8 protein-coding genes are annotated in these 12465 nt (G+C 66.1%); 4 read left to right on the top strand and 4 right to left on the bottom strand.

Going from position 1 to position 12465, the window contains the following annotated elements; all coding sequences use genetic code 11:
- Positions 1-14: 14 nt before the first annotated feature.
- A complete protein-coding gene (locus tag ACAG21_RS11105; protein ID WP_370496098.1) occupies positions 15-1604 on the bottom strand; it encodes a FadD7 family fatty acid--CoA ligase in 1590 nt (529 codons plus the stop codon).
- Between the two features lie 230 nt (positions 1605-1834).
- Between ACAG21_RS11105 and oxc the strand changes: the two genes are divergently transcribed.
- Positions 1835-3583, top strand: a complete 1749-nt coding sequence (gene oxc / locus ACAG21_RS11100; RefSeq protein ID WP_370496096.1) for an oxalyl-CoA decarboxylase — start codon at positions 1835-1837, stop codon at positions 3581-3583.
- On the opposite strand, the gene ACAG21_RS11095 is transcribed toward oxc, so the two are convergent.
- Positions 3567-4499, bottom strand: a complete 933-nt coding sequence (locus tag ACAG21_RS11095) for a LysR family transcriptional regulator (protein WP_370496095.1) — start codon at positions 4497-4499, stop codon at positions 3567-3569. The two genes, oxc and ACAG21_RS11095, sit on opposite strands and share 17 nt — an antisense overlap.
- A gap of 189 nt (positions 4500-4688) precedes the next feature.
- Between ACAG21_RS11095 and ACAG21_RS11090 the strand changes: the two genes are divergently transcribed.
- Both ACAG21_RS11090 and car read left to right on the top strand, forming a co-directional pair.
- A complete protein-coding gene (locus tag ACAG21_RS11090; protein WP_370496094.1) occupies positions 4689-5444 on the top strand; it encodes a L,D-transpeptidase family protein in 756 nt (251 codons plus the stop codon).
- Between the two features lie 127 nt (positions 5445-5571).
- A complete protein-coding gene (gene car / locus ACAG21_RS11085) occupies positions 5572-9141 on the top strand; it encodes a carboxylic acid reductase (protein ID WP_370496093.1) in 3570 nt (1189 codons plus the stop codon).
- 9 nt (positions 9142-9150) lie between these two features.
- On the opposite strand, the gene ACAG21_RS11080 is transcribed toward car, so the two are convergent.
- Positions 9151-9738 (bottom strand): hypothetical protein, encoded by a 588-nt coding sequence (locus ACAG21_RS11080; protein ID WP_370496092.1) that lies wholly within the window; start codon positions 9736-9738, stop codon positions 9151-9153.
- Between the two features lie 128 nt (positions 9739-9866).
- Here ACAG21_RS11080 and ACAG21_RS11075 point away from each other — a divergent pair, with 128 nt between their 5' ends.
- Positions 9867-10820 carry an NADP-dependent oxidoreductase gene (locus tag ACAG21_RS11075; protein WP_370496091.1) on the top strand — a complete coding sequence of 318 codons (954 nt, stop codon included), beginning with the start codon at positions 9867-9869 and terminating at the stop codon, positions 10818-10820.
- A gap of 3 nt (positions 10821-10823) precedes the next feature.
- On the opposite strand, the gene ACAG21_RS11070 is transcribed toward ACAG21_RS11075, so the two are convergent.
- Complete coding sequence (locus ACAG21_RS11070) at positions 10824-12458, bottom strand: NRAMP family divalent metal transporter (RefSeq protein ID WP_370496090.1); 1635 nt, start codon at positions 12456-12458, stop codon at positions 10824-10826.
- Positions 12459-12465: the final 7 nt, after the last annotated feature.

Here is a 12465-nt window from a genome sequence, read left to right as displayed (position 1 = left end):
GCGCACAGCCTTTCTCAGGCTCCGCCAAACTGTCGGGCCACGGCCCGCCGATCCAGCGAACCCTTGGCGGTGTGCGGCAGCTCGCCGGTGTGCAGGAAAGTGGCCGGCACCTCGTAGGGCGCCAGCCGGTCACGGCAGAACTCGGTCAGCTCCTCGGGGCTGGGCGGAGTCGAGTCCCGCGCGACGATCACCGCGGCCACCGTCTCGCCGTACATCTTGTCCGGCAACCCAAGCACGGCCACCTCCAGGACATCGGGATGGCTGGCCAGCACGCCCTCGACGCGTTCCGGCGAGATCTTCTCGCCGCCACGGTTGATCAGTTCCTTGATCCGCCCGCGAATGCTCAGGTCACCCGCCGGGGACAGCGACCCGAGGTCGCCGGTGCGCAGCCAGCCGTCGGTGAAGTTGGCGGCGGTGATCGCCGGGTCGCCGAGGTAGCCGCGGACCACGGTCGGACCACGCAGCCAGACCTCGCCGACGGCCTCGGGCGGAAGCGATTCACCATCGGGCCCGACGATCCGGATCTGCGGGCTGGTCGACTTACCGACGAGACCTGTTGTCTCGGCCGGGTTTTCGTCCTCTTCGATGCCAGTGGTGGCCACCTGATGGGTGCCTTCGGTCATCCCGAACGCGCACACCACGGTTGCGCCGAAGGTTTCTTGCAGGGCCTGAGCCGTTTCCGTGGTGAGCGGAGCGCTGCAGCTGCGGATGAAGTGCAGCGCGAGCTGTCCGCGTTCCGGTCGCTGCGTCTTGGCGCGCTCCAGCAGGATCTGATGAATCGTCGGAACCGCGGTGTACCAGGTGGCCCCGACGGCGTTGATGTCGTCCCAGAAGGTGTGCGCCGAAAACTTCCCGCGCGCGGGCAACAGCACGGTCCCGCCCGATGCCAGCGTCGACAGCAGCGCGGCGATCAGACCGTGGCCGTGGTAGAGCGGCATCACCGCGACCGTCGCGTCCGCCGGGCCCAGCTGGTAGGCGGCGATGATGGCCCGCACCGAGCTGGCAATGTTCGTGTGTGTCCACGGGACCATCTTCGGCATCCCGGTGGTGCCGCCGGTGAACATGATCATCGCGTCGTCGTCGTGCAGGCCCTCGGGCGCCGCCACGTCCGGATTCGGTGCCGCCGGCGCGTCCAGGTCGACCGACGACGACGGCGCCCCGTCGGTGCCGACGGTCACCGCGAACGTCCACCACACCAATCCCGGCTCCTGCTTGTCACCGGGACTCTCGCCGTCGACAAGCACCACGCCCGCGCCGGCGACCTCACTGCGGGCACGCTGGTCACCGACGGGCAACGCCGGGTCCAGCGGCACCGCGATCAGCCCCGCGCGCGACGCCGCCAGCAACCCGACGACGAATTCGGCGTTGCTGCCCGAGCGCAACGCGATCCGGTCGCCCGGCCGCAGGCCGCCGTCCTTGAGTTGTCCGGCCAGCTCGTCGACCAGCCGGACCAGCTCGCCGTAGCTGACCGGCGTGCGATCGGCGGTGACGATGAGCGCCGTCGCCTCCGGGTCGCGGATTGCCGCCGCAGTGACAAGATCGGCGATGCTCGGGGATTCGTCGGTCAGCTCGGCCGCCGGGGTGATCAAGTCAGACATCGCCATGGTCCTTCCGCTTTCTCGCATGTGTAGCAGCATCTGATTGCACGATGCAGAGAAACCTCCCTGTTCGTCCAATACTGTTCAGCTCACGATCGATAATCCGCGGCTATCGATCAGCTGGGCAGCGGTCGATAAGCGCCGTGAATCGCTGCATAGTGGCTTGGTCTTGGACAGCGGCGGGGACCCGGACCACAGTGGTGGAGGACAAGCATGGACACGCGAGGAGTCGGGCAATGACCACACTTTCGACACCATCGGCCGCCGCCCCGGACGAGGCGGAGGATACCGCGCTGACCGACGGTTTCCACCTGGTCGTCGACGCGCTCAAGGCCAATGACATCAACACGATCTATGGGATCGTCGGCATCCCGATCACCGACCTTGCCCGGGTCGCGCAGGCCTGCGGCATGCGGTACATCGGTTTTCGGCAGGAGACTTCCGCGGGCAATGCCGCCGCGGCCGCCGGGTTTCTCACCGGCCGCCCCGGGGTGTGCTTGACGACCTCCGGCCCCGGTTTTCTCAACGGTCTGCCCGCGCTGGCCAACGCCACCACGAACTGCTTCCCGATGATCCAGATCTCGGGTTCGAGCAATCGAGCGCTGGTCGACTTGCAGCGCGGCGACTATCAGGACCTGGATCAGCTCAACGCCGCGCGGCCTTTCGTGAAGGCGGCCTACCGGGTCGAGCGGGTCGAGGACATCGGGCTCGCGATCGCACGGGCGATCCGCACCGCGGTCTCGGGCCGGCCCGGCGGTGTCTACCTCGACATCCCGGGCGCGGTGCTGGGGCAGGCCATGGACGCCGCCCGGGGGGCCGAAAGCGTCTGGCGGGTCATCGATCCCGCGCCGCGCCAGCTGCCCGCCCCGGAGGCGGTCGACCGTGCGCTGGACGTGCTCGCGTGGGCGCGCCGGCCGCTGATCGTGCTCGGCAAGGGCGCCGCATACGCGCAGGCCGACGCCGTGATCCGGGACTTCGTCGAAGCCACCGGAATTCCATTCCTGCCGATGTCGATGGCCAAGGGTCTACTGCCTGATTCGCATCACCAGTGCGCGGCGGCCGCGCGCTCGCTGGCCATCGCCCGCGCCGACGCGGTCTTACTGGTCGGGGCGCGGCTGAATTGGCTGCTCGGCCATGGCGAATCGCCGCAGTGGGCCGCCGACGCGAAGTTCGTGCAAATCGACATCGCGGCCTCGGAGTTCGACAGCAACCAGCCGATCGTGGCGCCGCTGGCCGGTGACATCGGTTCGGTGATGTTTGCGTTGCGCGACGGTCTGGCCACCCGGCCGATCACGGTGCCGACGGAATGGACCGACGAGTTGGCCGATCGGCGAGCCCGTAACGACGCCAAGATGCGTGAGCGGCTAGCCGAAAATCCGCACCCGATGCGGTTTTACAACGCACTGGGTGCGATTCGTTCAGTGCTGCAAGAGAATCCGGATGTCTATGTGGTCAATGAAGGCGCCAATGCACTGGACCTGGCCCGCAACGTGATCGAGATGGAGCTGCCGCGGCACCGCCTAGACACCGGGACCTGGGGCGTGATGGGCATCGGCATGGGCTACGCGATCGCCGCCGCCGTCGAGACGGGCCGACCCGTCGTCGCGATCGAGGGCGACAGCGCATTCGGGTTCAGCGGCATGGAGATCGAGACCATCTGCCGCTACCGGCTGCCGGTAACGGTCGTCATCCTCAACAATGGCGGCGTGTACCGCGGCGACGAAGCGCCTACCGGCGACCGCCCCGCCCCCACCGTGCTCAACGCCGGTGCACGTCATGAGTTACTCGCAGAGGCGTTCGGCGGCAAGGGATATCACGTCAGCACCCCGGCCGAGCTGCAGTCGGCACTCACGGAGGCGCTCGCGTCGAACGGGCCGTCATTGATCGACTGCGAACTCGACCCGGCGGCCGGGGTGGAGAGCGGACACCTCGCGAGTCTCAACCCGACCAGCGCGGCCAACCGGAAGGTCAGCGCCGACGGGTAACACCAATCAGTTGGGCATTGAAGAACTCGTCCAGCGAAAGCTCATGCGCGCAGGCGACGAGCGCCCTGGCGACCGGCGACCCGGGCCCGGAGGCATTGGTGGCCAACGTGATCTCGGCCTTGACGGCCGGATCGACCATTTCGACCGCACGAATCTCGCCGCCCAGCGGCGATGTCCACAGCCACGTTTGCGGAACGATGCACGCCCAGTTGCCGGACGCGACCTGTGCGAGTAGTGAAGCCACCGAATCGGTTTCGACTTGTGGGGTGACGGTGATGCCGTGGCCGGCGAATGCTTCGTCGATGATTTGGCGGTCCCGCATGTCCGCGGTGAGCAAGGCCAGCGGCAACTGCGCGGCATCCGGCCACCGCAACGTGGATGCGCCCGACGGCAGCATGTCCGCCGGCGACAGCAGCACGTAGCGCTCCGTGTAAAGCGGCACCAGGGCCACCTCGTGGGCATCGTCGTGTGATGCGTGCACGATAGCGGCGTCGAGCTCGAATTCCCGCAGGCGCCGGTACAGTTCGGTGGCGGCTAACCGGGAATTGATGTGCACCTTGACCAACGGATGCGCCGAGCAGAAGGCCGACAGCACCAGTGACGCCGTTGTCGATGCGGTCGGCACAGCGCCCAGCCGAAGCGTTCCGGTGATTCCCGATCGCACCGCGTCTACCTCGGCCTTGAATGCGTCGTGCTCGGCCAGAATCCGCTTGGCCCACACGACCAGTCGCTCCCCTTCGGGGGTGAGGCCTTCGAAGCTGTGCCCGCGGTTGATCAGGGTGACGTTCAGTTCACGCTCCAGCTTGGCGATCGCCGCGGACAGCGCGGGCTGCGACACGTAACACTTCTCGGCGGCCCGAGCGAAGTGGCGCTCCTGGGCGACCGCGACGAAGTACTCCAGCTGACGAAAGAGCACTCGCACCTCCTGGCTCTGGCGGCGCCGATTCCGCTGAGGTTAGCCCGCCGCCGGCGATCGAACTCATCCGGTGATCCGATCGTTACCGTGGAGACCGGGCGGAGTGTCATTGTTTGCTAAAAACCGCAATGGTCAGACAGCCAGTAGAATATCGTCGTGTTGATCGCACCATCTCGGAGGGTTGACGCCATGCGTCGTGGGGTTCGTTATCTATTTGTTATGGTCGCGATCACGGGGTTTGGCGCGTTGGGATCCGGTTCCCACGCGGTGGCCTCGGTCCCGGTACCGGCGCCAACCCCCGCAATTGCCTCGATTTTGCCGGCCGACGGCGCGACGGTGGGAGTTGCGCACCCGGTGGTCGTCAAATTCACCGCGCCGGTGACCGACCGGTCCGCCGTGGAACGCTCCATCCACGTGGCCTCCCCGACCAACATCACCGGACACTTCGAGTGGCCCGAAAACAACGTCGTGCAATGGGTTCCGAACCAGTATTGGCCTGCCCACAGCCACGTTTCGGTGGGTGTGCAGGAGCTGACAACAGGTTTCGACACCGGCGACGCATTCCTGGGTGTGGCCAGCCTCTCCGCGCACACCTTTACCGTGAGCAGGGACGGGGAGATTCTGCGCACGATGCCCGCGTCGATGGGTAAGCCCAGCCGCCCGACGCCGATCGGTAACTTCACCGCCCTCGAGAAACAACGCAGCGTCGTGATGGACTCGCGGACGATCGGTATCCCGCTGAGTTCGCCCGAGGGATACAAGATCACCGCCCAGTACGCGGTCCGCGTCACCTGGAGCGGTGTGTACGTGCACTCGGCACCCTGGTCCGTCGACTCGCAGGGCCACGCCAACGTCAGCCATGGATGCATCAACCTGAGTCCGGACAACGCCGCGTGGTACTTCAACAACGTCAACGTCGGCGACCCCATTCAGGTCGTCGCGTAGCGGTTCCGGGCCAGGTCGGAGGCCTCAAAGCCCGCTGTGGCCACGGTCACAGTGACCAGGTGGAAGACTCATAGCGGCCTAACGGTTTGGGCTAGAGAGTCGTCCGAACGAAAGCCTGGGACTGGTCATGACTACTGATGCGAAGCGCGACAACGGCACGAGCGCAGGTGCGACGACCACCCCACGAGAACGTGTGGCCGAGCGCATTAGACGCGTGGCGGCGACCGACGAGCAATATCAAAATGCCAAGCCCGATCTCGCGCTGCAGGCCGCGGCCCGCCGGCCCGGTCTTCGGCTTCCGCAGATCCTGGAGATGTTCGTCGAAGGCTACGGTGACCGCCCGGCGTTGGGATGGCGCGCTCGCGAGCTGGGCGCCGATCCCACGACCGGCCGTACAACTACCCGGCTGCTCCCCCGATTCGACACGATCAGCTACCGCGATCTGTGGGCCAACGTTCGCGCCGTCGCCACCGCGTGGCGGCGCGACGAAGCCACCCCGGTGGCGCCGGGGGACGTGGTCGCGACTCTCGGTTTCGCGAGCCCCGAGTACTTGACCCTTGACCTGGTGACCGGCTACCTGGGCCTGGTGGTGGTGCCGCTGCAGCACAACGCAACGGCGTCGCGGCTGCAGCCGATCGTCGCGGAGATCGAACCTCAGGTGCTGGCCGCCGGCGCGGAGTATCTGGACCTCGCCGTCGAGGCCGCCCTGGGCAGCACATCGTTGCGGCGTCTGGTGGTCTTCGATTACCAGGCGGACATCGACGACCAGCGGGAGAACCTCGAGCGCGCGCAGGCGAAATTGGCCGATGCCGGCATGGTGGTCACCATCGAGACCTTCGACGAATTGGTCGAGCGTGGCCGGGCATTGCCACCGGAGCCGATGTACACCGGCGAGACAGACGAGCGGCTGGCCATGATCATGTACACCTCGGGCAGCACCGGGCTACCCAAGGGTGCGATGTACACCGAGCGCATGATCTTGAAGCTGTGGACCAACGAGCTCTACCCCGAATTCGCCGACGTGCCGGTGTTCAACGTCAACTTCATGCCACTCAACCACGTGGGCGGACGGATACCGCTGTCGTCGTCGTTCCAGGCCGGCGGCACCAGTTACTTTGTGCCGGAAAGTGATCTGTCCACGTTGTTCGACGACTGGAATCTGGTGCGCCCCACCGAAATGGGCATGGTGCCGCGGGTGGTGGAGATGTTGTACCAGCGCTACCAAAGCGCCGTGGAGCGGCTGATCGGCCAGGGTGCGGAACCCGACGACGCCGATGCGGAGGCCAAAGCCGAACTGCGCGAACAACTTCTGGGCGGGCGTGTGATCACCAGCTTCTCCACCACCGCACCGCTGGCCGCCGAGATGAAGACCTTCATCGAGTCGTGCCTGGACGTGCACGTCCTCGACGGCTACGGCCTTACCGAGGTCGGCATGGTCTTCAAGGACGGAGTGGTCAGCCGGCCGCCGATCCTCGACTACAAACTGATCGACGTGCCCGAACTGGGCTACTTCCACACCGACAAGCCCCACCCGCGCGGCGAACTGCTGGTGAAGTCGCTCACCGCGTTCAGGGGATATTTCAAGCGCCCGGACGTGACGGCGAATGCGTTCGACCCGGACGGCTACTACCGGACCGGCGACGTGATGGCCGAGGTTGCACCGGACCGCCTTGTCTATGTCGACCGGCGCAACAACGTATTGAAATTGGCGCAAGGCGAATTCGTCGCGGTGGCACGACTGGAAGCCGTCTTCAGCAGCGCCGCGCTGGTGCGGCAGATCTTCGTGTACGGCAACAGCGAGCGGCCTTACCTATTGGCCGTCGTGGTCCCGACTCGGGAAGCCGAAGAGCGGTTCGCCGGTGATCCGGACGGCCTCAAGGCAGCGCTGAGCGAATCCCTGCGCCGCACCGCCAAACTCGCGGAGCTGCAGTCCTACGAAATCCCGGCGGACTTCATCGTCGAGTCCGAGCCGTTCAGCGAGGACAACGGACTGCTGTCGGGGGTCGGAAAGTTGCTGCGCCCCAAGCTGAAGGAGCACTACGGCGCCAGGCTGGAAGGCCTGTACGCCGAGCTCGCCGCCACCCGCACCGCAGAGCTGCGCGCGCTGCGCGAAGGCGCGGTGGACCGTCCGGTCATCGATACCCTGACGCGCGCCGCCGAGGCGTTACTAGGACTGCCCGGCGGTCCGCCGCAGCCGGATACCCAGTTTCTGGAACTGGGCGGTGACTCGCTGTCCGCGCTGACCTTCTCCAACCTGCTGCAGGACATCTTCGATGTGCAAGTGCCGGTGGGCCAGATCATCAGCCCGGCGTCCGACTTGCGTCAACTCGCGGAATATGTGCAATCCGAACGTGAATCCGGTGCCAAGCGACCCACCTTCTCGACCGTGCACGGCCGCGGCGCCACCGAGGTCCGCGCGTCCGAACTCACCCTCGACAAGTTCATCGACGCCGCCACCCTGAACGCAGCTCCGAAGCTGCCGCACGCCACCGGTGCGCCACATACGGTGCTGCTCACCGGCGCCAACGGCTATCTGGGTCGCTTCCTTACTCTGGAATGGCTTGAGCGGCTTGCCGATAGAGGCGGAAAGCTCATCACCATCATCCGTGGCACCGACACCGATGCCGCCACCAAGCGTCTGGAGGCTGTTTTCGACAGCGGTGATCCGGGACTGCTGCAGCGGTACCGCACCCTGGCCGCCGATCATCTCGAGGTCATCGTCGGCGACATCGCCGAGCCGAATCTTGGTTTGGACCAAGCAACTTGGCAGCGCCTCGCCCAAGACGTCGACATGATTGTGCACCCAGCGGCGCTGGTTAACCATGTCTTGCCGTACGACCAGCTGTTCGGCCCCAACGTGGTCGGCACCGCCGAATTGATCCGGCTGGCGATCACGACGCGCATCAAGCCGGTCACCTACATGTCGACCGTCGCGGTGGCCTTTACGGTCGATCCCGCGAAGTTCGCCGAGGACGGCGATATCCGCACCGTGAGCGCGGTACGTCCCGTCGACGACAGCTATGCCAACGGCTACGCGAACAGCAAGTGGGGTGGCGAGGTGCTGCTGCGCGAGGCGCACGACCTGTGCGGGTTGCCGGCCGCCGTGTTCCGGTCCGACATGATCCTCGCGCACAGCCAGTACGCCGGACAGCTGAACGTCCCGGATGCGTTCACCCGGTTGATCTTCAGCTTGCTGGTAACCGGCATCGCACCGTCGACGTTCTACCAGACCGATGCGCAGGGAAGCCGGGCGGTGGCGCACTACGACGGTCTGCCCGCCGACTTCGTAGCGGAGTCGGTCACCACGCTGGGCGAGCAGACGGCGACGACCGGAGAATACCGGTCATTCGACGTGATGAACCCGCATGACGACGGCATCTCGCTCGACGTCTTCGTGGACTGGCTGATCGCCGGCGGCAACGACATCCGGCGCATCGACGACCACGACGAATGGTTCGGGCGTTTCGAGACGGCGCTGCGGGCGCTGCCGGACAAACAGCGTCAGTACTCGGTGCTTCCGTTGCTCGATGTCTACCGCAAGCCCGAGGCGCCGCTGCGCGGCGCGCCCGCCCCGACGGATGTGTTCCGCGGCGCGGTGCAGGCAGCGAAAATCGGCGCAGACAAAGATATTCCGCACTTGTCGCAGCAGCTGATCGAAAAGTACGTCACGGATCTGGCGCTACTCGGGCTGGTCTAGCCCGAAAAGCTAACCGGGCAAGCCGTTCTTGACCGCTGCGTCCTGCTTGCGACCGACGTCGATCGCGATCGCCGGGTCGATCGGGTCGTTGGGTGCGCTGTCGAATTCCAGGTTGACCAGCGCCCTGCCCTGCGTGAACAACAACACCGCGATCGCCTGCGAGTTGTCCGACGTGGTTCCCGAAATCATCGCACCGTTGGAGCCGACGTCGACGGGCTGCCACGTGCCGCTGACCTTCTTCGCGTAATTCGTCTTCGTGTTATCCAGGGCGGCGGCCGCCGTCGCGGGATCGGCGACGACCAGGATGGTGTCCCCGATACGCCGGCTGTTGTCCGCGTTGACGAACAGCTGCGCGACGCCGGTCGTGTTGTTGGAATTCAGCACCGGGGGTTGCGGCGCGGTGAAATCGCCGCCGATATCACCGGGCTGGATCAGCAGCGCGCTGTAATCCGGGGGCGGTCCCGCGGGGGTGCTGGGCGCCGGCGTAGCGCCGCGCCCGGATGGTGGGGCCGATGTCTTGCCGCATCCGGTGATCGCGATGCCGACCACCATGGCGGCGGCCACCCAACCGGTGACAGTCCTACGCGCACGTCGCATGGGCATCCTCTCGGTCGAGAACAAGGTCGGCGCATATGAACATACGCCCGGCCGACTCGTGCCGATCCGCGCCTATCCTGGCCAGGGGCCGGGCGCGCGTTTCGATTCAACTGGGTAAGGAGATAGAGATGACGGCTGCGGTGGCACGCGCGGTACGGTTCGACCGGTACGGGGGCCGTGACGTGCTGTACGTAGAAGATATCGACATGCCGGCACCCGGACAGGGTGAAGTCGTTGTCGAGGTTCGCGCCGCCGGCATCAATCCCGGCGAGGCCGCGATCCGATCGGGCGCGATGCACGAGATGTTCCCCGCCACGTTTCCCTCCGGGCAAGGCAGCGACCTCGCCGGTGTCGTGACGGCAACCGGTCCGGGGGTCACCGAGTTCACGGTCGGCGACGAGGTGCTGGGGTTCAGCTTCCGGCGATCGAGCCATGCCACCCACACCGCCGTCCCGGTGGATCAGTTGATCCGCAAGCCTGCGCAATTGAGTTGGGAGGCAGCGGGTTCGCTCTATGTCGTCGGTGCGACCGCATATGCTGCTGTGCGCGCGGTCGCACCGCAACCGGGCGAGACGGTCGCCGTGTCCGCGGCGGCCGGAGGTGTCGGCGGTCTCGTCGTCCAGCTGTTGGTCCGGCACGGGGCGCGCGTGCTCGGCATCGCCGGCGAGGGCAACGCCGAATGGCTGCGGGCGCACGGCGTCATTCCGATCGGCTACGGCGGTGATTTTCAGGGCTTGGCCGAGCGGCTGCACCAGGCGGCGCCGAACGGGATCGACGCGTTCATCGACCTATTCGGCCCGGATTACGTCCAGCTCGCCGTGGATCTCGGGGTGTCACCGCAACGCATCGAAACGATCATCTCCTTCCAGAAGGCCGGCGAAGTCGGCGCCAAGACCGAAGGCAGCACCGACGCGTCGACTCCGGAAGTGCTCACCGAGGTCGCCGATCTCGTCGCCAGCGGCGCCGTCGATTTCGACATCGCGGCGACGTTCCCGATTGATCGGGTGGCTGACGCCTTCGAGGAACTCGAGCGCCGGCACACGCACGGCAAAATCGTTCTGCTGCCCAATGGTTCGCCGTAGTCGTCAGCCGACGCCGACCTCCACCATCTTGACGATCACGAATACGACGGCCAGCAGCAGGTAACCGCGCAGGATCAACAGCCCGGTCCGGCGAATCGGCGAAAGAGCGGGGCGGGCAAGAGAGCTCAATTCGGGCGTCTGCCAAGACTGCTGTTCCTGCCGGCGCAGGGCCCGGCTTTCGGCGCGGCCGACTGGCGAGGCGAGTTTGGCCGCGCGAGTGTCGCTGTAGCACTGGTCGCCGATGATCGCCACGGCGCCGCAAAGTACGCCCACCGCCGCACCGGCTGCCAACCCTGCCTCGAGTGCTGCCGTGGACAGATCCGGGAAGAACGTGGCCGCCGTCAGCGCCAGCGACAGCAGCACCAGCGCCCATACGATGGCCCACGCAATGATGTTCTGCCGCAACGTATTTACCCATGGTCCCAGGATCGCCCGGTCATTGCAGAGCAAAACCAGGAACACGGTCGCCGAGGGCAGCAGGATGCCGGCCAGTGCCTGCACACCCTGGGTAACCAGCCCGAGGATGTGATCCGGACTGAACGCCACCGCGGCCGACGCCCCGAGCAGCAGGGCATAACCGCCGTAGAACCATGGCGCCTCGCTGATTTTCCAGTGCAGCGAATGCCGCTTGCCCATCGCGTCCCCGATGGCATAGGTGGTGGCCAGCCCGATCGCATTGGCACCGATCAACGAACCGTCGAGCAGAATAATCGCGAACAGCACGCCAACGGGGTGGCGCAGCGCGTGCGCGACCGCACCGGCATCGGTGAAGCTGCCGGTTGCGGTCAGACCGAAGGCGGTGACTGCCATCAACGCCGTCGCACCGACAATGACCACGACGATACCGATGATCAAATCGGCTCGTGCATAAGGAATCCAGCGTGCCGTAATGCGCTTGTCAACCACGTTGGACTGTTGGAAGAACAGCTGCCATGGCGCCACCGTGGTCCCCACGATCGCGATGATCAACAACAGGACGGTTGAGTTCAGTCCGCCCGGGAACTGCGGAACCAGACCCCCGGCAGCCACTTTCGGACTCGGATGCACCATCAGCACCATCGGGAGCATCACGACGTTCACCGCGATCAGCAGGAACATCAGCCCTTCCCAGCGCCGAAACGAGCCGCCGGCGACCACGGCGAACAGCAGTACCGCGGCGGCGGGTATCGCGACGATCTTCGGACAGCCCAGGAATCCCAACGCCAGTGCGACACCGATGAATTCGGTGACGATCGTCAGGGCGTTCAGGATCAGCAGATCACCGACGCTGAAGGCGCCCCAGAATTTTCCGAAGCGCTCGAAGATCAGGCGTGCGTGACCGACTCGCGCGACCGCACCCAGGCGCAGCACCATCTCCTGGTTCACGTACAGCACCGGAATCAGCAGGGCCAGCGTCCACAGCAGGTTCATCCCGTAGTCCTGGCCCGCTTGTGCGTAGGTCGCGACGCCGCCGGCGTCGTTGTCGCCCACCATGACGATCAATCCGGGTCCGGTGATCACCAGCAGGGTGCGTAACCGCCGCCACCAGCCGCCCAACGCGCCGCTGTCATCGCGCGTGATACGGCCGAACGCGCCGACGATGTCGCCGGTGTGCGCGGAATCCAGCGCGGCCTGCGGACGGGTGGATGTCAACGTCATGTCGTTC

The sequence above is a fragment of the Mycobacterium sp. pR1184 genome (assembly GCF_041287235.1).
Taxonomy (GTDB): domain Bacteria; phylum Actinomycetota; class Actinomycetes; order Mycobacteriales; family Mycobacteriaceae; genus Mycobacterium.
The sequence above is the reverse complement of the archived record's forward strand: the minus strand, read 5'-3'. Positions and strand labels throughout refer to the sequence as shown.

Bases quoted from the DNA above. Each gene is read 5' to 3' on its own strand.
- ACAG21_RS11105 (WP_370496098.1), bottom strand. From the start codon at position 1,604: ATGGCGATGTCTGACTTGATCACCCCGGCGGCCGAGCTGACCGACGAA.
- oxc (WP_370496096.1), top strand. From the start codon at position 1,835: ATGACCACACTTTCGACACCATCGGCCGCCGCCCCGGACGAGGCGGAG.
- ACAG21_RS11090 (WP_370496094.1), top strand. From the start codon at position 4,689: ATGCGTCGTGGGGTTCGTTATCTATTTGTTATGGTCGCGATCACGGGG.
- car (WP_370496093.1), top strand. From the start codon at position 5,572: ATGACTACTGATGCGAAGCGCGACAACGGCACGAGCGCAGGTGCGACG.
- ACAG21_RS11080 (WP_370496092.1), bottom strand. From the start codon at position 9,738: ATGCGACGTGCGCGTAGGACTGTCACCGGTTGGGTGGCCGCCGCCATG.
- ACAG21_RS11075 (WP_370496091.1), top strand. From the start codon at position 9,867: ATGACGGCTGCGGTGGCACGCGCGGTACGGTTCGACCGGTACGGGGGC.
- ACAG21_RS11070 (WP_370496090.1), bottom strand. From the start codon at position 12,458: ATGACGTTGACATCCACCCGTCCGCAGGCCGCGCTGGATTCCGCGCAC.